This window comes from Roseivirga sp., from assembly GCF_965216855.1.
Taxonomy (GTDB): domain Bacteria; phylum Bacteroidota; class Bacteroidia; order Cytophagales; family Cyclobacteriaceae; genus Roseivirga.
In genome coordinates this window covers 4,322,433-4,342,317 of record NZ_OZ244204.1, presented here as the reverse complement: position 1 = coordinate 4,342,317, position 19,885 = coordinate 4,322,433, and the positions used below count along the sequence as shown (strand labels likewise).

Below are 19,885 nucleotides of genomic sequence, written 5' to 3'. Positions count from 1 at the left end.
CAATTGACAGATCTTCACACTTTTGGAAAAAGTATATTGAGTACGATCCCTACACTATCGGTCAGGGAATATCCAAGTAAATAGTTAAAGACATGAGTAAAAAACTGCTGAAGAATATTATATTCTTCATTATCACCTCAATAGCTTTTGCCCTCTGGTATTGGCTATTTATCTAAACAGATTCACATAATAGCTATACACCACTATCTATTGAAGCATCTTGGACCTAATTGACACCAGTGAAATTATAATTGATACAATTGATGGTTATCAAATTGTAGGAACCAAGAGGTCTAATAAGCAAAAATGTAAGGGCGTAATAATCATAAATTGCGGAACAGGTATTCCACAGCTTGTCTATGGCAACTTTGCTGAATTTCTTACACAAAATGGTTACGATACAATTACCTATGATTATAGAGGTATTGGAAAGTCGGCTCCAAAATCTCTAAGGGGATTTAAAGCGACATTGGAAGATTGGGGCAGATATGACATGACTGCAGTTTTTGACTGGGTAATAAACTCTTACCCAAATGATAAGAAAATTGTAGTCGGCCATAGTATGGGAGGTCAGCTAATTGGATTGATGCAGAACAATCACCAAATAGACCAGATATTCCTTATCGCATCGTCAACAGGATATTGGCTTGACATGAGTTTTCCCTATAAATTAATCTGGCCACCCATTTGGTTTATTTTCATTCCATATTCCATCTTCCTATATGGGTATGTTAAAGCCAAGAGCATGAACCAGGGAGAAGACTTACCAAAGGGAGTAGCCCTACAGTGGAAGAAATGGTGCACTAACCCGAACTATTTTGACCTTGATTTAGCTTCATCTGATTCTCCTCTGTATTTCAATCAGATTAAAGTTCCCTTAAATTCCATTCAGATTTCAGATGACCCAATAGCCAACAACATTACCGCCAGCAAAATTTTAAGGTACTATAAAAATGCCATAAAAAGGATTGAGGTCATCTCCCCAGAAGACTTAGGAGTATCCCGGATTGGACATACAGGCTTTTTTTCCAGAAAGGTTAAAAACCCACTTTGGCAAAACCTATTAAGCGAAATAATCTGAGTAAAAATCATTCATTAAGAATTCGTTTTGTTTATCCCCTGTTCTGGGCCTGGACGAAATCTCAACCAATAGCCATCTCATGGAAAAAGGCTGGGTAAATCAGTTATTCTCGAAATAACTATCAAGTGAACTAGTCATCCATATAACTGATCATATCATTGATTACCTGAGTTTGACAAAAGGCTTTGAAAATCAACTTCCAGGCCTTAGCTTCATCAGCTTCAAATTCTAACCAAAAACTAACATGTCTACAGCATCTGATTTTACTGCTGCTTCTCAAGCAATGAATGGTCTATCAACATTGACCAAAAAGAGTTATCCTGGAGCCTCCGCTCTCTTTACTTTAGGTTCAACCGTCACCGGAGTTTTAGGGACGTTATTTGGTTCTAGTGCCGCAAAGCGTAAAGCAGATGCTACTGCCAAATTTCAAGGTGAAGTATTGAATGACTTAAAAGCCGCATTAAATGATTTGAGTGATATTGATCAACAACTAAAAGTAATTAGTGGTCAATTATCAGATATCGAGAGTGAACTCAATAGTGTTTATAGCCAATTGGAAGAAGGTAATGACCTAAGGCTTGCCGAGCTTTTTGGTTACATTGATACAGACTTTGGCAACTTAAAGAGTTATGATCTTACTACTGAAAATGGCATTACCAGTATACAAAGCTATGCACCTCAGGTCTTTAACTCATCAGCCTCTACCTATTACACCATGAATACACTTGAGGAGTTCATCAACTTTAGTGGGTTTAAAAACGGTCAAACATTGCTTGAGGGGAATATCAGTATTCCTGCGTACATGTATATTAGATCCAAGTTGCTATTAGGCCTATCTGTTCTTGGATATGCTTGCCAGTTTATTGAAGGAAGAGATTTTGGTACAGAATTTAAAACCTGGTCGCAAAACCTGGCTAATCATTTGAAGACCATAATTCAATACGGGCAGTCAAACCCTAACAAGGTCGACTATAGTACAGCTCATTTTAAAGCAAATTGGTATGGAACCTGGATAACCAATACCCCTCAGACAAACATTCCATTGTATTGTACCGATAGTCTTTGTTTTTCAGCAGCAATTACTCCCATTATGCCGCAAAAAATTTGGATGGGACAATTAAACCCAACCAATGACAGCTTGTACGATACATTTTTAGGTGGTGATGTGCCATTCGTTAATACCTTCACTGCTCCTGGTCCAGATCAACATCTCAACTCTGTATGGTTTTATAAAAAAGAGCAATTAGTGAATAAGACCATTACCGACAACGATGGAAATCAAAAGAACTATGGCTTCTGGGTTAACCCAATAAACCCAAATGATCTTGATAATCCTACTAACTATAATCTTATAACCGCGCAAGATTTTGCTGCGAGTTATCTCAACAAAACTGTACTTCTTATTCCATATACACACCTTACCTCAGCAGATGGAGATTTATACCTTGGTTCAGTTGATGGTATGTTGAATGTGTTGCCATACGTGAGTGAAAACAACTATTCACCAATCATTGCCTTCTTATATGATGGCACAACCAAAGAAAAATTACTTCAACCTGTTCAAAATGGCTATGCCGTTAACACAGTACTACTCGACAATCTGAATTCATTGACCGACTGTACAGTCCAAATTAACTTCGAATCCTTCGTAACTGAAAACTCCAAGAAAATTTACATACCGAATATTTCTATTCAGTTCCTTTCAAGCGGACTTTATTTAGGCATCTCGCCATCTGGAGACTGGTATGTTTCCGGAGATAAAAAGACTTTGATGCTTGATTATGGCCCTACATTAAACCAGCAACCCATTCAATCTCCTCTGGAAATGAAACCGGTTTCTCTCTATCTGACCGAGAATTCTCCAAACGGAGGAACCAGGAACCTTATAGTTCATCAGTCTCCATTTGAATAGGTTCATGTAGATTGTCACGCTTAAAAATTGCTAGTTAACTCAGAGCTTCATTGAGAATGTAGGACTTAGTCAGGTGCTTTCTTGTTAAGTCCTTATCCATTGTACCTTGGGATTAATCTTAGGAATGATCGACAATGGTGTTGGTTACCATAAACAATAAGGGCACCCTTCTACTGAATGATGTTTATTACCGTAATCTATTTATAAGTTATCTGAATAGGGTCAGATGACGTTTCATTACCCAGTTCGTCCTGTACTGTTACCATCACAGTATAGTCACCAGCCACATCAGGAGAGAACATATCGGCCTGTGTGTATTCTTCTGCATCCCAATAAGATAAATCTACCGTCTTGTTATGCACCACTTCATCATTGTCGTTTTTGACCATAAAAGTAATGGTTGAAAGCCCGTCTTCATCTTCCATTTCGGCCTGCATCGTCATGGCTTGCGTTAATGGCCATGCTCCTCCCCAGCCAAACACATATATGCTGTTGGGTTCGGGGAGTATCATAGTTACTGTAGGGGCAGATTCAGATTTAGTAATTAAATCCTCATCGATAGAAATGTCTTCATTGTCGCATGCAAGTAAAAGAAGGCAGAGTGCTCCTAATAAAACCTGGATTCTCGTTTTCATGATTATGGTCTTTATTTAGCATTTTCATCTCCGCATGAAAAATGAGGTGTAGAACTATTAATTATCAACTCTTCAAACCTAACCTATCCTGACAAGAGAATTATTCACTTTAGTTAAGATTGTTTTCAGAATAAGCCTCAGAAATCAACCGGGAACTTCAGAAATTTCCGCCCTCAAAATCAATGAAAAACATTCCCATGAAAAACATAGATATCGATGACAAGAAGTTTGTCACCGTGGAAAATACCAAAGGCCTTTCTTCAAGTGAGACCATATTTCATTACAAAAGATCAGGTCAGGTGATTACCGGAACTTATCAGGGAGGTGCCATAATAGAAGGCTTTGTTGTAGGCAAACAGCTTAATGAAGATAGCATCGAACTACTGTTTCAATGTTTGACCAATACTGGCGAACTGAAGGCGGGTCATTCCCGGGGTAAGATTTTTATGCGAGAGAATGGCAAGCTCGGACTTAAATTTGACTGGGCCTGGCTAAATGGAGATCTGTCAGGAGGAAAATCTGAATATATAGAAGTTTAACCGGGCATTGCTCAGTTTCCGCTGCAGGCTAACAATACTGTTGAATCACTCCGGGCTCAAAAGTCAGGGATAACCTATTGAGCCCGGGTGTTTATTAATCCCTTTTAACCGCACTGATACAAATGAACAGCGGAAACCTGTTGAGTTTCTCATAATTTTTAGGGTCCAGATGCCTGAATTGTTCTACCGGTCTGGGTTCAATGATCTGGTCAATGAAATATCTGTTTGCAGCCAATGGCCTCACCATGTCCATTAATGATCTTCTATAAGAATACATGTCCAACGTAGGCCCAAAGCCTGTCCATTCGCACTTTACAGCCTCAAGCTCAAAGTACTGTTCTGACTCAGATTCATTGAACTTGTGAAAAGGGTGTTCCATAGAAATTACCAACCTCCCCCCTGGCCTTGTTACCCGATTGAATTCGCTCAAAGGTTTATTCCAGTCTTCCACATAGTCCATGGCCAAGGCTGAGATGACCGTATCAAAAGTGTGATCCTTAATAGAGGATAATGGTTCTTCCATATCATGAACAAAGAAGTGTCCATCTCCCCCATTCCTCTTGATGGCCAGGCCGATCATTTGCGAGCTCATATCGAATCCGGTTACAAACGCTCCATTACTGATGAGCTCCTGGGCGTACTTGCCTGGGCCACAGCCGGCATCAAGTACTTGTTTACCCTTACAGTCACCAATGAGCCTGAGCATATTGGGTCTATCGTAATAGGCATTATGTGGTTTATGATCAACCTGCTCGTCATAGCCCTGAGCAAGCTGATTATAGGTATCCAGTATTTTACTTTTCATCATTCAGGCTGTGGCTTTGTTCTGAAAAGTAAAACTCCCGTAGCCAGAATCCAGGCAGACAGGCTAAAGGTAAAGAACCTGAAACCGATCAGACTGGTAAAAGCAAACTTGAAGATCAGTCCGGCAAATGCCAGTACCAAAAGTGACAATCCAATATATCCCAGCCATTTAAAGGTATTTCCAGAACTAATCATCAGTATGGAATAGATGCTTATGGACAGGCAGCAGGCGACAATAAAGATGTAGTCGAAGGCCCAGTTAAGCGTAAAGTTGTAGGAGACGATTATCTCCAAAATCTGGATATCCTCATTTAAGCTCGATTGAAATTTACTCAGGAAGGTTGGAAGGATTACTCCATTCAACAGGGCTGCCAACATACAAGCCAAAAGTCCAAAAGCGATAATAATAAATGCCAGAGTGGATAACCTCAGCTTGTCTTGAAGCGCTTTGCTCAATCCATAAAAACCGAAAAGAGCCACGGGTACACTAACTATTCCGATAGTATGAGATGTCTTCAGCATTTTCGCAATGCTTATCAAATAAGGAATATCACCCCCTGCCGGGTGTAAGACCATGGTGGCAATAATCAGCAATGATCCCAAAGCCAGGCAAAGTCCGGTACTTCTGTAAAGTTGTTTCGTCATATCTCATTTTGTTTAATGGGCACAAAGATGAGAATGACCATCCGCCAGGTCACTTGATTGAAATCAAGAAACGGCTAGAGTTCAGTTATTTTCTTTCGTACTCTGCTCAGTGTCTCTGGCGAAATCCTCATGTAAGAGGCGATCAGTTTCAAAGGAAAGCTGCTGATCAGTTCAGGCCTGGCGTCAATCAGATGCAGGTATTTTGCCTGAGGGCTGGTCATGCTATTCAACTTATCAGACTCTGATTTGCCAGAGTCAAGTATGGTTCCCAGTTGGAAAAAAACAGGCGATTGAGAGATGAGAGCATGCAGTGAGTCAATATGCAACTCGTATAATGTAGTGTCTTCAAAAGCCTCAATCACTGAATCTGAGGGACTTCTGGAAATAAAGCTTTGATGTTGAAGTATCCAGTCGTTTTCAATCCTCAGGTCTCTGACCTTCAAATCACCCTGATCATCCATCAGATACTGATACATGGCTCCTTTTTGAATCAACCCGATGGAAGAACAAACCTGTCCTTTCTCAAGCCAAATTTCTCCCTTTTTGAGTTCGCGGAAGGTCATTTTACCTGCAAGGAGTTGAAGGTCTTCGCTGGAAAATGTACCGACTGTACTAAGCTTCTTGATAACTGGATGATCCATAAAATACTATTTACTGAAGAAGTCGCTTCAAATAAACTCCAAAATTCAGATTGATTGAAAGTTTAATGACCAAATTCTAAAAGGATGAGCCTATAGCCATATACAGGAATTATCCTGCACATGACTTTAGGTTGCTCAGCGAGCTATAGGTCACTGAATTATACAATCGGAATGAAGAATTCTACTTCCATCTTCTGTTCCGGATGCTCCCGGTAGTCAGTATGATAGATCTCGAAAGCTTCACTATCTGCCTTTTGATGTCCATTCTCATTCATCCACAGAAAAAGCCCTGTCCATGACTTCTCAAACTCATCTGGAGCTATTTCGAAGCGCGCCACTATATACTTCCCCGAGCTTAGTTTGAGGGCAATAAATTCATTCTCTGCCAAAGCAAGTTGATCGGTAGTTAGAAAGACATTCATTCTGACCTTACTGGGTTCTGTTACCTTAAAGCTGTCGTAAAAGACTCTGCCTATTTTATGCTCAGGCTTGTCAAAAAGCCCTTTCTGACCGGCCCAATGCATGAGTTTACCAAAAGTGGCATCAAGACCATCAACCCCAATATGGGTAAGTCCAATAGCTCCTGTTTCATCGATCTGTTTAACTTCAATTTCTGCATTCATCATTATCCATTTTTTTAATTCCATGATGATGCAAATGTATTCCTGCCTGTCTGGATAGTCTTGTCCAATCTTGCTCTGCAGTTGCTGAATCTTACTGTGTCGGTTGGGGTTTTGCTCTTTAAATGTTGAAGGACTAACACCGAAGTACTTTTTAAAAGCCTTTGAGTAGGCTGCACCATCACTAAAACCATAAATATGAGCTATCTCCGATACTGCTAAAGCCTCATGCAGCAGTCTTAGTGCCGACTTCTCTATCCTCTGTCTTACTATGTATTGATTCAACGTTTCACCAGTCATAAACTTGAAGACCCTGTGAAAGTGAAAAGGAGAAAAAGAGGCTACTTCAGCAACGTCCGTCAAACTTATATTGGATTCTAAATGACCGTCAATAAACTCAAAAACGAGGTTAATGCGCTTCAAATAGTCAGCCTCAATTGATTGGGTCATTTTACTGGTGGTTTGAATGATCAGTCTGGTAAACAATACGAGTATAATCAATCATCATTAGGAGTCAATATATAAAACCAAGAATGCCGGCATTTCTACCGGCATTCTATCCTATCAGGTTTATTTGACGCTTGAAAAACAAAACTCCTAATAGAAGACCAACCCAACTCAGTGTTGGTATTATCCACATAACAAACAGTCTATAACCTCATTTATGCTAACTGATATGACATTCTCCAAGGGATAATTACCTCCTGTTCCTAAGGGCTTCAAGAACCTGAGTCAATGCGTCAAAAGTAACCGGATGGTAGAGTCTGATCATTCACTATTGTTAATGATTAATTGCCTATAATTCTCTTTACATCAAGTGGGAAGACTAAACATTGTAGTTTCCGGTTTTTCGAAGCTCAAGCCATTCCTCGTTGTCAATAGCCTGGCTCATTCCATTGATAAATCTTGGATAGTATTGACTTCTTTCGAAGGCTTCCATATCCGGTGCTTTGGTTATCAGCACTTTCATGAAGTTGAAAACAGCCTTTAGCTTATTCCCAAAACTAATTTTGGCTTCCGGCATTTGGGAGAGGTACCCATTGGCAATTACCTCGAAACTATCGGGTTCTTTACCCACCAGTTCTTTCACTACATTGGTAGTACCGCCAATGGCAAACACATTTTCTTCAACATCTTTGATATAGTACCTGATGTTGGAGTAATCATATATGGAATACTTTCCTGCCTTTAAAGACTTGAGTAACATCTTCTCAGAAATCTCCATCACCTTGACTTTCCTATTGAGTAATCGGCTAAAAGTATCTCCTACCTCTTGTTGCGAAATCACTTTCGGTCCCGTTGGCCTGTAGGTTTTCTGATGATGTCTTGCCGGGTCTTTAAGTATATGGGCCACTACCTTCCCCTGATCTTCCTCTGAAGGTGGAGCATTGAGCCCCTCTCCTTTGATTGCCGTAGGCATTAGCCCTAATTGGGCAATCATCTCCACCGTGAAAAAGTAGGTGAAAGCGAACAAGCCGGGATTAACAAAAGTGTATTGAGTGGTCTTGTGCTTTTTGATCAACTCCTCTCCCAGCCATTGCATCTTGGTATTAATGGCATAGTGATTCTGATTAAGAAGCCACTGCGACATGTAAACTACATGCTTCAATTCTTCAGATTCTTCTGCAGCCAGAAAAAACACGTTGGTCTGAAAAAGTGTATTCCTTCCGAATGGCGGACAGAAATAAGCTCTTTCAACTCCTTGCAGCGCCCTTCTCACATCACGAATATCATCCAAATCACCCCTGAATATTTCTGCACCCCTTTTCTCCAAATCTCTGGCTTTCGGGCTATTAACATTTCGAACCATAGCCCTTACTTCAAAGCCGAGCTTGAGCATTTCTTTGGCTGCCGGATAACCTGTATTACCATTAGCAGCGGTGATCAGGATCTTAGTCGAAGATTGACTCATACTGTTACTGTTTTGGTTGAGCTAAACTTTTTCTCATTTCACCGATGGTCGTTGTACCAATGCTTTCCTGCACACCACCAGTCTTCACGTCATAAATACAGCCGGATACCTTAAAGAAATCAGGAAGAACAGGGTTACGTGCTAAAGCCTCAACATCCTGCTGTAGACAAGTCTCTAAATCGTGATTGGCATATTCAGCAATATCTAATCCGGTCTTATGATGGACGGCTTGCTGCAAATCTTCCTTGACGAAACTCTGCGTACCGCAATGGGTATGATGCATAACAATCACTTCAAAGTTGAACGACTTTCCTTCATTCATTTTCAACATGAGTACCGTTAGAATCGATAATTCATCTTGAATTTTCTGCGTGACCCTTCCCCCCAGGTTTCTGGAAACCAATAGCTCTCCAATTTTCAGATTGAATATATTGGCCGGGTCTACCCTGGCATCGACACAGGTGATGACCAATGCCTTCAGTTCGGGAAACATCGTCAAGTCTTGTTGGTCAAAAGACTCTGCAAACGCCTCATTCTTATGGATTAATTCTTTTAATGCTGACATATTACTTTGGGTTAAATATGTCAACAAAGCTAGATACCGGGCGACCGCCTCAGTTTTGACTGAAGCTCAAAAACTGTCAATTTTGGCTCAACCTGTATTCTTTGGGACTCAGGCCATACTTCTTCCTGAAAGCGGATATGAAGTGAGAAGACGACTTGAACATACAATCCATAGCAATCTGAGATACCTCTGAATCACTGACTTTCAACAGCTCTGCAGCACGCTCAAGGCGTTTGTTCCTGATGTAGCTGGCCGGACTTTCATTATATACCCTATGAAACTCTCTTTTAAAAGAGGCCAGGCTCAAATGGGTCAGATTGGCCAGATCTGGAATGCTTAGGTCTGAGAAGATATGTTCAGCAATAGTTTGCCTGAATGAATATGTTCTGGGGGTAAACAGTACGCTTAGAACCTCTTTGAGTGATGAAGAGCTGGCAGTATGTAGTAATAACAGTATAACCTCTCTCAGCTTAGTAGCAATCAGTTCCTCATTACGAATCAGGCTGGTAGTAAAATATGGTCTTAAGGAGTTGAAGAAAGTCTCTACCAGCTGGTTTCTTTTCACCAGAACACTACTCTTGCTGGTATCCGCAGCATCCTCATTGATCACTTTATATAGAGATGCTCCGAAAGCATATTCCAAAACATCGGGATGCAGGTGGATGGCTACCATTTCTGCAGTTCCAGAATCAGCCTTTGGATTCAGGTCGAAGAGATAGTTTCCACATTTCATCAGGACACCTTCCCCATCTGACATATGTATGCTACCAGATTGAGAGTAGGAAACGTTGGAGCCATTCATTAGATAAAGAAAGCAGGCTTCGTTTTCCAGATAGTTGGGTCTCTTGAATTGATCTGATACCACGACCCTTTCAAAAACCTTTTTACCCATAAGATGTATTTCCTGATGCTCCAGAATCATTGTTCAATGACTTTGACCCACTCTATAAATCCAAAATGACTAGATCAACGACATTTCGATCGAGATTAAAGTTCCCTAAGTTCAGGGCTTAGACCTGGGTCTACTCCAGAATAAACACCTCTTCTATGCTCATAGCAAACACTTTGGAGATATCATGGGCAAGTTTAAGGGAAGGATTATACTTCCCCTTTTCTAAGAAGACTATCGTTTCTCTTCTCACCCCAACCTGTTGTGCAAGGTCAACCTGTGTGAGGCCATCTCTGGCTCGTAACTCTTTAATCCTGGTTTTCATCGTCAATACCTACCTTTGAAAGGTACAGCCAAATAAAAAGGAAGATGAGCACCATGGCCATCATTCCAAAGGCAATAAAAAATTTAAACTCCTTAACCGACTCAATTGGAATCCAATCAACCGCGAATAAAAGGCTAAATAACCACATATAAATTGACACAGTAAAGGTCTTTGCGGCCGCTTTCTCTCTAATTCTCCTTGAAAGCTCATCATCGCTGCTCAAACCGGCTCTTTGATTTCTGAGGTCATTGATTCCTCTGTAAAAGGAAATAAAGGCTGCAAAGATCATGATCCCCAACAAGGTGTAGGCCAATGCATTAAAGGGTTGACTGGTAGTCATTACCCATATGGCAGCCAGGCCAAGTATAATGGCTCCGAAGATAAACCTGATCACCGCTGTATTACCTCTTTTCATATCCGTGATAATTTAAATGTTCAGTTCTGTTTAATAGAGGGGTAAATATTGGTGAGAAATGAGATCAGTGCTTTCCAATACTCTTCAGCACCTGTCTGGCTCTCCCACAAAGACCTTGACCCATGAAAACCATTCACTTCAGGAATATAATGTATTTGGTTTGTCCCTTGTGTGGTAAGCTTCATTATTTCGGACAACTGTGTACTCTCTCTTTTCGAGGAGGTAATGAAATAGGGCTTATCAATATTGCTGATAATCTGGGCCAGAGGTGGTCTTTCATCCTCAAAAAAGTCACTTGGACTAAATGAAATTACCGCCTCCACTTCATCCTCATTGGCCTGGAACAGCACCAAAATGGACGAATAAGAACTTCCCCAAATCGTCACTTTTTGCTGATATCTTTCGCTCAGGTATTTGATAGCTGCGTTAATATCCTGCTCGGCTTGCAGAAAATCAGTGTCTCTCTCTTCTTCAGTGGCTTTTAGAAAGGTTTGATTCTCTTGACCTGCAAAGGCTCCTCCAGACCTCTGATCAATAGCCAGACAATTAAACCCTAACTCATTCAGCTTCGGAGCGATATCGGCATACTCGAATTTATTGTAGCCTCCTTGATGACAAAGCAGTATTACGGGAGCATTCGGGTCAATCTCGTATAAATTTCCCGTAACCAACAGACCGTCATTAGATTGGAAGCTTACTGACTGAGCCGGGTATTTGTTGGCCATCTCACCTGGATTAGGCTGATGAACACTTTTGCTTTGTTCAATCTCTCTTTCAATTACCTGCTCAATCAACTCAATCCGGGTAATCTTTCCCTCATCATCAAAGCGTACTGCTGACTTTGTTCCTCTGGAGCCTTCGAAGTAGTACTTCAACAACGCATACTTGTCCCTGACCTCCAAAATCTCAAGTGAATTAAGTTTTGGAAATCTGCTGAAAACCTGGCGTAAAATCCCTTTAGACTGCGCTGCAGGAAAGGGAGGAAAAACCAACTCAGAGCTGAGCATGGTCGATAGACTATCTATGCTTCTTTGATTAAATCCAGCTTCCAAGGCTTTGATCTGGCGGTTATAGTTATCATTCTGCGCGACAACTACTTTCCCATTCATCAGGAGTAACATCAACAAGACTCCTAAGATTTTGAGTAAATACATTTCTTTCATTTGACCTTTTTGATTTGTTAATTAATTCTAACACAAAGTTATTTATTTCTAACATACATTGAATCAAAAAGGTTAATTATTTCTAACATTAAATTAAAGAGACCGAATCAATGCCATCAGGCCAATATCAGTACACCTACCCCCTAAAGCACAGAGAACTATTGTGTATGTTCACACAATAGTTCTCATCATTATCAAACTCCTATTGAAACCTATCTCTTAATGGAGATAAAGGTATTCACCTTAGCCTGGTCGCCCATATAGTACTCTTCTCCATGGACGGTGAAATCCACATGATATGTTCTTTGAAGGGTAGTATCGGCCCAAATCTCAGTCCAGGTTTTGACAATAGCTTCAGGCATTTTTCCCTTGGACACAAACTCCTGATAGCGGTCCTGCCCTACTTCAAGCGTTACAAAGCCCTCAGGAACCTGGTCAAAAGCACTCACCTGCATGCCTATGATAAAGGTATAGGCCCCGGTGAAATCCGACTCGTAATCGGTATAAAGTGCATAAATATCACTACTGAGTTTATTCGGTACTTTTTTCATCAATTCTTCAGACCAGAACTTTGTCCAGAGGGCTTCAATAGCCTCCACAGCTTTGCCATCTGTATTTTGAATTCTGGCTGAAATACCGATGATCTTAAACCCCTCTAGTTCATGAATAGATGAGCCTTGATGCTCATTTTGTGCATTAACAACTGATGTAATCGACATAAGGCAAATAATTAGTATTAGTGTTTTTTTCATGTTGTGAATTGTTTCCGATCGCAAGCTTAGTCCAGCAGGGTGACAACCCTATGTCAGTAGAGAATCTGTGAATTGAATTTCGTGCAGAATTTAATCTGGCAGGTAAAGCATATGAGCTTTATGTGCAAGGATTCAGAACAGATCATCAAGACTCTCCGTTAATGATTGCTTTAGTTTGATCATCAGGCTGTAAACAATAATCCCTATTCATGAAATTTCTTCGCCTCATTCCAATACTCCTACTAATAACGGCTTGCAACAATACCCAACAGTCAGTTCCGGAAAATAAGTCAGCGAGCGATATCATTATTGGTGAAAAGCACAGTATTTATTCGGAGAGTCTGGGAGAGAACAGGGAATTACTCATTTCCTTACCCCCCAACTACAAGCGCAATCAGCATGCTTATCCTGTTGTTTTTGTGCTGGATGCAGAGTATCTGTTTGAAGTAACTCATGCCATTGTCAAAATAAAAAGCTCCAGGAATGAGATGCCCGAGAGCATCATTGTTGGTATACCTAATACTACGGACGCCCGCTACGATATGGCCTTGGCATTGCACTATTCCAACGGCAATACTTTTTTTGGAGATGCTACAGGTGAAAAAATTCAGAACTATCTGAGTTTCTTCAAGAAAGAGTTAATGCCTTTCGTCCAGGACCAATATCGCGTAAACGATCATCACACTATCATTGGCATGTCTCCTACCTTCGGGCCTGTACTCACTGCTTTCTGGGAAGAACCCGAACTATTCGATGCATCTATTATTTTGGCGGCTGAACTGACCTTAATCACTGATTCTGGAGAAACCATTGCTGAAAGGACGGTAAAGGCTATACAAGATCAATCGAGAAACAAAAGCGCTATCTACATCGGTAAAGCGGGTGACGATTTGCTAAGACGTCCGGAAGAAGAGGCACTCGCCTATGAACAAATGAATCAACAGCTCGAACAAAGCGCCAATCCTAACATCAGCTATACCATCGAAATACTTGAAGAGGAAAACCATTACGGCATGGCGCTAAAGGGTATTGAGAATGGACTGGAAACCCTTTATCCTTTTGAAACATGGAATATCCCATACCGAGAATTCTGGAATTCAGAAAATCCTGCACAACAAATAAAGCGACACTATCAGTCTCTTTCTCTGAAGTATGGTTTTGAAGTGCTTCCTCTTGAAGACTCTTTTTATGCCGCCCAAAACCTGATAGGTACTTTAAGAAGGCTGGAAAGAAACAACAGACCAAAAGCTTACAATGATGTACTGAAACTGGCCCTGACCTACTACCCCAACTCTCCTGCTTTGCAATCGCTTGAGTTTCGTTAAAGGTTGAGCTAATCGGTCAACTCTTTGATCTGCTGAGTCAAATGAGAGTCTCTGATACTATCGAAATTTGCAGAACAGCATATAATACCGGAGGCTCGATTCTAAGATTAAAGACTATTCATGAAAGCTCTATTTAGCATACTAGCCATTTTAACTACTACCCTTTCTTTGCAGCATTGCAGCCCATCCAACAAAGCGCTTCAGTTAGAAAAGGAGGCTCTTGAATTATTAGCTCAGGACTATATCAGCTGGACTAAGACAGGCGATCCGAAATTGGGTCAGGCTATTTTCGCTGATCAGGTTGACATGACTTATGAGTTAGACAATGGTACTTTTGAAGCCTATGGTTTTCAGGAATACAAAACCAATATTGACGATAGGGCCAGGTCTATTGAAAGAGATATGAATCTGGAGCAAATAGAAGAAAGCGAAGAGAATTATGTTATCAGTATCTCGGATAAGGCTCCAGATAATGATCATTCACTGATACATTTGCTGACCTTAAAGAAAATTCAGGACAAATGGGTGATTATAAAACTCTCAATCGAAGACGGAAGCACACCGCTGAAGTAGGCGCCTGATGACTATTTCATAAAAGGCATTTGGGAAGCGCTTCATTAAGAACTCCATGAACTTTTTAATAATATTCCCAACATAATGTCGCTTTGCAGCCATAATTATTGTCAATAGTGAAGAGTTTTGTACCCTCTGGCCAGTAGCTTTGTATTCTACTGTTCGCTCTACTCAAAAGATGGCAAATGAAGTTTTTCACTAAGATCATATGGCTATTGTTCATTATTCAGACCTGCTCAAAAGTTCAGGCTCAAGACAGGAAGGAAAAAGTAATAGAACAAATTGATCGTATTGTTGCGGCCAAAATGGACGCCTATGACCTGCCGGGTCTGTCTGTGGGCGTAGTTTCTTCCGACAGCATCTTTCTGGCTAAAGGCTATGGGGTAAGAAATATAGAAACGGGCAATGAGGTCAATCAATACTCGATGTTCCATACAGCTTCAGTTAGTAAATTATTCACCGCTCTGGGAGTTGTTCATCTGTTGAATGAGTCTAATATCTCTTTAGATACCAGGTTGAACACCCTATTACCTGAAATTGAAATAAGTGGTGAAGGTGCAGAAAAGATCACGGTTAAAAACCTCTTGAATCACACCTCCGGACTGCCTGATGTTTCAAGTTACGCATGGTCAACACAGAACGACAGTGACCGGGGCCTAAGTGAATACTTCAACCATAAATCACTAAAAACGACAGCAGCTCCCAATACCCGCTTCTATTACAGCAACCTGACTTATGATTTGTTAGGCTATCTTATTGAACGACTTTCGGGAAAACCCTTCGCTCAATACATGAAGGAAGAAGTACTGCTAAAGAGTGGTATGAAACAGAGTAGTTTCCGATATACACAAATCCCTGACAGCCTTAGGGTTTCACCCCATTCCCGCAGGTACATCGGCAAGAAAAGATACGTCAGAAAGATTTACCCATATAACATAGAACACGCTCCCAGCAGTACATTGAATGCCTCTGCTTTTGAACTTTCTCTCTGGATGATGGACATGCTTCAGGAACTCCGGGACACTAACAATGGCTCTGTTCTTCACTCTATGGTTCAACCTTCTACTCCCTTAAGCTCAAATATTGGACTGGGTTTTCAGCGTTTCTCCATTGTAGACCATCAGGCTTATGGTCACTTTGGAGGAGACACAGGATTCAGAAGTCTTTTGGTCATCATCCCTGATCAAAATATTGGCATTGTCGTATTAGGTAATTGCGACTATGAAGAAGACTTCAGGCAGGAAATTGTCAGAGACATTGCCGCCATACTGATCAACGACTGAAATGAACCCTAAAGAGGAAAGCTACACTAACAAAATCACCTACCGGTTTGAAGCCGAAATCTGGCAACATGGCGGTGCTGGATGGTTTTTCGTCACATTACCCAAAGACATTTCCCACGAAATAAGAACCCACCTGAAGTGGCAGGAAGAAGGCTGGGGACGGATGAAGGCTTCGGCCACAGTGAAGAAAATAGAATGGGATACCGCCATTTGGTTCGACACCAAGGCAGATGCTTATTTACTTCCTGTTAAAGCGGATATCAGAAAAAAGGCAAGGCTCCAATCAGGTCTGCCTTATCAATTTTCAGTTCTTATTTAGTGGCTACTCGTCTTTCAATACCTGAGTTGGATTAGACATAGCTGCCCCCACTGTTTTAAAGCTCATAGTTAAAAGAGAAACCACCAGGCTGATCAGTGCTGCGAAGACAAATACCTCCCAACCGATTGAAGTCTGATAAGCAAAAGACCCCAACCAACTGGACATTGTAAAGTACGAAACGGGTATGGCCAGCAGCAATGCAATACCAAACAGTTTGATAAAGTCCAGAGACAGTATGCCTACGATTCGCTGTATAGAAGCTCCCAAAACCTTTCTGATTCCAATCTCCTTCGCCCTTTGGTTAGTCGTATAAATGGTCAGACCAAAAAGTCCCAGACAAGCCACAAAGATGGCCAGTACAGAAAAGGAGTAGAAGATCATTCCAAAACGTTCATCGGCTTCATACTGATCATTAAAGCTTATATCATTGAAGTGAGCATTGAAGGGGTAACTCGGTACAGCTTCTTTCCAAATGGCCTCAATATCGTTCAGGGCTCCTCTCATATCTTTTGATTTCAGCTTTACGGAGAATTTCTCAGTAGACCACCAAATTGAATACCGTAAGGTTAAAGGTTCGACATCGTTGTGTAAAGAGACATAATTGAAGTCTTCAATCACACCAACCACTTTACCTTCACGTCCCCATTGGCTGAAACTCTTGCCAACAATGTCTTCCGGATTGCTGTAGCCATAGAGTCTTGCTGCGGCTTCATTCACCATTAAGGCCATAGTGGTGTCTGTAGGAAAGTCTTTTGAGAAGTTTCTCCCCGCTACCATTTTCATATCATAGGTAGGTACAAAGTCTTCATCAATCTCATAAATAGCTGGTGACTCACTTACCTTCTCTCCGGTAGGACCTTCGATCGTGGTGCCCGCATTCGGGAAAAAATCACCTGGAGTTGCTCTGGAAAGAGCCACAGATTCTACAGCACCATGCTTCTGTAGTTCAGTTTTTATGTACTGAAGATCTCTTTTGACCTTAGGATCTCCGCCAAAGTCAATCACCAAAACCTGCTCTGACTCAAACCCTTTGTCGTAATCTCTTATATAATTGAGTTGCTGGTAAACAATTGCTGTACCCGCCAGCAGCATAATAGACAGGGCGAACTGGATCACCACAAGAGATTTCCTTAACCATATCCCTTTTGACGAATTCTTAAAAGAGCCACGCAATACCTGTATAGGCCTGTAATTCGACAAAACAAAGGCTGGGTAAAGGCCGGCCAGTACTCCCAACACAAGCACCAATAGTATACCAACCAGAAGATTGCCTGGAGCGAACAACCAGTCTACCAAAAGTGGTTTACCAATCAGTATTTCAAGATACCTGTACCCAAAGGAAACCATGGCTATGGCTAACAAACCAGCAAAAAAGGTGATCATCACAGATTCAATGAGGAATTGAGAGATCAATGGGCCTTTGTTTGAACCCAGGGTCTTTCTTACGGCTACTTCTTTTGCCCGATCAATCGACCTGGCGGTTGAGATGTTGATAAAATTGATGCAGGCAATCAACAGAATAAATACCGCCACTGAAATAAAGAGGTAAATATTGTTCTTGCTCCCTACTGGCCCGGGCTGACGGCCTGCTTCAGAATTGAGATAAGCATCTCCCAAGGCCTCAAACTGGAGAGTATAACCGTAATTATCGGTATAATGAGTTGCTAAAAATTCAGGAATTTTCGCACTAAGCGCCTTAATGTCTGCCTGTTTATTCAGCGTGAAATAAGTATAGAAATCAACATATCCCCAGGAATCAAAAATCTGTGGTCTGAATCCGTGGAAAGTAGACATGGAGATAATAGCATCGACACTGAAGTGAGAGTTGGAAGGAATGTTGTAGACTCCGGTCACTTCATAAAGGTCTTCACCATCCATTAAAAGAGATTCCCCTACCGGATTCTCATTGCCAAAGTATTTTTCAGCCAGTTTCTTACTCAGAATGATGGTATTTGGTCGGACCAGCGCTGTCTCGGCATTTCCGCCCAGCCAGTCCCATGAAAAGACTTGATAGAAAGTAGAGTCACCGAAAACCACATTTTTCTCCTGAAAACGGTTCCCTTCATATTCTACCAGCCAATTGAAACTGCTGGTAAAGCGAAAAACACTTTCTATTTGAGGATAGAACTCCTTCAGCGCAGGTGCTACCGGTGCATTTCCCCACACCTGGTATTCAGAAACGGGCAGCACTACGTCTCTTAAATCCCCTTCACTCCCACCAAAGTGTTGTATGACCCTGTATGTGTGATCGTAGTTGACATTGTAAGTATCGTAAGAAAGCTCATTCTTCACATAAATAAGAATGAGAAGACAGCTGGCCAAGCCGACACTTAAACCTGTGACATTAAGAATTGAGAAAACCTTGTTTCTCAGTATGCTGCGCATACTAATTTTGATGTTGTTTTTGATCATACCGTAATTATTGAGTTTTTGAGTTCCTTCTAAGCTTCGGACTATACCTGGTCTGAAAAACCTCAGGATAGTCCAGATATATTTCCATCTCGCCTTCAACAGACCTTTAACCTCTGCTTCATAATAGAAGGCTTCCTGCAAGTCGCCCAGAATACTCTCCTGCAATGGCGCCTTACAATACCATTTAAAAAACCTGGTAAATAAGCGAGGTGGTCTTATTTCAGACATGGCTGAATTTCAGCTGAGGGGTTAGCTCCCATAGTTTACTTCTGGCATCTTTCATTTCCTGAAGCATGGCTTTACCGGCATTGGTGATTTTGAAGTAGCGTTTCTTTCTACCTCCTCTCACCTTGGTCGCTCCGCCATAGTAAGACTCCAGATAACCCTTATCTTCTAATCTGTAGAGGGTAATATGCACCGAGCTCAGGTTGACCTCCCTGTTCTGGTGCTCCTTGATTCCATTAACGATGGTGTTACCATAGGCTTCCTCCTCGAGAATCAAAACCATTGTTAGTATCAGCTCTTCGAATTCGCCTAAATAAGTTGTTCTACTCATTATTATTGAATTTGTAAAACAAATGTACGAAGCATTTCTATATATGTTGTAAAAGAAATAAAACTAATTCAGATTTTCGGCTCGATTCAGAACTCAATCAGTCCCATTAATTAAGAAAGTAATACACAGGCAACCACTGCCCAAAACAATCAGATAAGCCCATAAAATCCAGGCTGCCAGAAAAATCACCTGTTCTTGATTAAAAGCCGGAAACGCCAGAGCATGAAACCTGATACATATTACATCGCTGAACATGCCTGGTAATGCCATTAACATTGTGCTTTTTAAACCTCGTTCTCGATTCAGTTTAAATCTTTTAATCACCCAAAAGACTAATCCAAAAAGCGGGGCAGTAACTCCAAGGAAAAGGCCTATTACAACAATGGAATTCTGAATATCAAAAAAGTAATTTCCCCAAAACCTGAAAACCAAACTGGCCAACAACCATATCAGAAAGCCAAAACCTATACTAAATCTTTTATAATCCATAAGTCTACATTGTTTTTAGCAAACGTATAG

General features: G+C 41.1%; 22 protein-coding genes. 7 read left to right on the top strand and 15 right to left on the bottom strand.

Annotated elements, in window-relative coordinates:
- The first annotated feature begins 220 nt into the window (after nt 1-220).
- Entirely contained in the window at nt 221-1,081 is an 861-nt protein-coding gene (locus ACOOEY_RS19195) for an alpha/beta fold hydrolase (RefSeq protein ID WP_420386344.1), read from the top strand.
- Between the two features lie 244 nt (nt 1,082-1,325).
- On the top strand, nt 1,326-2,993 hold the full coding sequence (locus tag ACOOEY_RS19190; RefSeq protein WP_420386343.1) for a hypothetical protein: 1,668 nt from the start codon (nt 1,326-1,328) through the stop codon (nt 2,991-2,993).
- A gap of 197 nt (nt 2,994-3,190) precedes the next feature.
- Here ACOOEY_RS19190 and ACOOEY_RS19185 read toward each other — a convergent pair whose 3' ends face one another.
- Nucleotides 3,191-3,628, bottom strand: coding sequence for a hypothetical protein (locus tag ACOOEY_RS19185; RefSeq protein ID WP_420386342.1), 438 nt, complete (start codon nt 3,626-3,628; stop codon nt 3,191-3,193).
- Nucleotides 3,629-3,825: 197 nt separating this feature from the next.
- Here ACOOEY_RS19185 and ACOOEY_RS19180 point away from each other — a divergent pair, with 197 nt between their 5' ends.
- The gene (locus ACOOEY_RS19180; RefSeq protein ID WP_420386341.1) at nt 3,826-4,167 is read left to right on the top strand and encodes a hypothetical protein; all 342 of its coding nucleotides are present in this window, start codon (nt 3,826-3,828) and stop codon (nt 4,165-4,167) included.
- Nucleotides 4,168-4,261: 94 nt separating this feature from the next.
- Here the strand turns inward: ACOOEY_RS19180 and ACOOEY_RS19175 are convergent, their stop codons facing one another.
- The 11 genes from ACOOEY_RS19175 to ACOOEY_RS19125 all read right to left on the bottom strand — a co-directional run bounded on the left by ACOOEY_RS19175 (nt 4,262) and on the right by ACOOEY_RS19125 (nt 12,865).
- A complete protein-coding gene (locus ACOOEY_RS19175) occupies nt 4,262-4,975 on the bottom strand; it encodes a class I SAM-dependent methyltransferase (protein ID WP_420386340.1) in 714 nt (237 codons plus the stop codon).
- On the bottom strand, nt 4,972-5,616 hold the full coding sequence (locus ACOOEY_RS19170; RefSeq protein ID WP_420386339.1) for a hypothetical protein: 645 nt from the start codon (nt 5,614-5,616) through the stop codon (nt 4,972-4,974). The genes ACOOEY_RS19175 and ACOOEY_RS19170 overlap by 4 nt, the downstream gene beginning before the upstream one ends.
- 74 nt (nt 5,617-5,690) lie before the next feature.
- Nucleotides 5,691-6,257 (bottom strand): Crp/Fnr family transcriptional regulator, encoded by a 567-nt coding sequence (locus tag ACOOEY_RS19165; RefSeq protein ID WP_420386338.1) that lies wholly within the window; start codon nt 6,255-6,257, stop codon nt 5,691-5,693.
- 158 nt (nt 6,258-6,415) lie between these two features.
- Nucleotides 6,416-7,327, bottom strand: a complete 912-nt coding sequence (locus ACOOEY_RS19160; protein ID WP_420386337.1) for an AraC family transcriptional regulator — start codon at nt 7,325-7,327, stop codon at nt 6,416-6,418.
- Nucleotides 7,328-7,703: 376 nt separating this feature from the next.
- The gene (locus ACOOEY_RS19155) at nt 7,704-8,789 is read right to left on the bottom strand and encodes an NmrA family NAD(P)-binding protein (protein ID WP_420386336.1); all 1,086 of its coding nucleotides are present in this window, start codon (nt 8,787-8,789) and stop codon (nt 7,704-7,706) included.
- Between the two features lie 4 nt (nt 8,790-8,793).
- Nucleotides 8,794-9,354: a carbonic anhydrase gene (locus tag ACOOEY_RS19150; RefSeq protein WP_420386335.1), complete on the bottom strand. Its 561-nt coding sequence runs from the start codon at nt 9,352-9,354 to the stop codon at nt 8,794-8,796.
- A 76-nt stretch (nt 9,355-9,430) separates the two neighbouring features.
- Entirely contained in the window at nt 9,431-10,276 is an 846-nt protein-coding gene (locus ACOOEY_RS19145) for a helix-turn-helix transcriptional regulator (RefSeq protein WP_420386334.1), read from the bottom strand.
- A gap of 100 nt (nt 10,277-10,376) precedes the next feature.
- Nucleotides 10,377-10,574: a helix-turn-helix transcriptional regulator gene (locus ACOOEY_RS19140; protein ID WP_420386333.1), complete on the bottom strand. Its 198-nt coding sequence runs from the start codon at nt 10,572-10,574 to the stop codon at nt 10,377-10,379.
- Nucleotides 10,552-10,983: a hypothetical protein gene (locus ACOOEY_RS19135; RefSeq protein ID WP_420386332.1), complete on the bottom strand. Its 432-nt coding sequence runs from the start codon at nt 10,981-10,983 to the stop codon at nt 10,552-10,554. The genes ACOOEY_RS19140 and ACOOEY_RS19135 overlap by 23 nt, the downstream gene beginning before the upstream one ends.
- 20 nt (nt 10,984-11,003) lie before the next feature.
- Nucleotides 11,004-12,137: an alpha/beta hydrolase gene (locus ACOOEY_RS19130; RefSeq protein WP_420386331.1), complete on the bottom strand. Its 1,134-nt coding sequence runs from the start codon at nt 12,135-12,137 to the stop codon at nt 11,004-11,006.
- Nucleotides 12,138-12,358: 221 nt separating this feature from the next.
- Nucleotides 12,359-12,865: a GyrI-like domain-containing protein gene (locus tag ACOOEY_RS19125; protein WP_420386330.1), complete on the bottom strand. Its 507-nt coding sequence runs from the start codon at nt 12,863-12,865 to the stop codon at nt 12,359-12,361.
- 242 nt (nt 12,866-13,107) lie between these two features.
- Here ACOOEY_RS19125 and ACOOEY_RS19120 point away from each other — a divergent pair, with 242 nt between their 5' ends.
- The 4 genes from ACOOEY_RS19120 to ACOOEY_RS19105 all read left to right on the top strand — a co-directional run bounded on the left by ACOOEY_RS19120 (nt 13,108) and on the right by ACOOEY_RS19105 (nt 16,398).
- Nucleotides 13,108-14,223 carry an alpha/beta hydrolase gene (locus ACOOEY_RS19120; protein WP_420386329.1) on the top strand — a complete coding sequence of 372 codons (1,116 nt, stop codon included), beginning with the start codon at nt 13,108-13,110 and terminating at the stop codon, nt 14,221-14,223.
- A gap of 120 nt (nt 14,224-14,343) precedes the next feature.
- The gene (locus ACOOEY_RS19115; RefSeq protein WP_420386328.1) at nt 14,344-14,796 is read left to right on the top strand and encodes a nuclear transport factor 2 family protein; all 453 of its coding nucleotides are present in this window, start codon (nt 14,344-14,346) and stop codon (nt 14,794-14,796) included.
- 185 nt (nt 14,797-14,981) lie between these two features.
- Entirely contained in the window at nt 14,982-16,079 is a 1,098-nt protein-coding gene (locus tag ACOOEY_RS19110) for a serine hydrolase domain-containing protein (protein WP_420386327.1), read from the top strand.
- A 1-nt stretch (nt 16,080) separates the two neighbouring features.
- The gene (locus ACOOEY_RS19105; protein ID WP_420386326.1) at nt 16,081-16,398 is read left to right on the top strand and encodes a DUF1905 domain-containing protein; all 318 of its coding nucleotides are present in this window, start codon (nt 16,081-16,083) and stop codon (nt 16,396-16,398) included.
- Nucleotides 16,399-16,401: 3 nt separating this feature from the next.
- Here ACOOEY_RS19105 and ACOOEY_RS19100 read toward each other — a convergent pair whose 3' ends face one another.
- The 3 genes from ACOOEY_RS19100 to ACOOEY_RS19090 form a co-directional block, all read right to left on the bottom strand.
- The gene (locus ACOOEY_RS19100) at nt 16,402-19,038 is read right to left on the bottom strand and encodes an ABC transporter permease (RefSeq protein WP_420386325.1); all 2,637 of its coding nucleotides are present in this window, start codon (nt 19,036-19,038) and stop codon (nt 16,402-16,404) included.
- Nucleotides 19,031-19,366, bottom strand: a complete 336-nt coding sequence (locus tag ACOOEY_RS19095) for a PadR family transcriptional regulator (protein WP_420386324.1) — start codon at nt 19,364-19,366, stop codon at nt 19,031-19,033. The genes ACOOEY_RS19100 and ACOOEY_RS19095 overlap by 8 nt, the downstream gene beginning before the upstream one ends.
- Nucleotides 19,367-19,459: 93 nt before the next feature.
- Nucleotides 19,460-19,855, bottom strand: a complete 396-nt coding sequence (locus tag ACOOEY_RS19090; RefSeq protein WP_420386323.1) for a DUF5367 family protein — start codon at nt 19,853-19,855, stop codon at nt 19,460-19,462.
- Nucleotides 19,856-19,885: the final 30 nt, after the last annotated feature.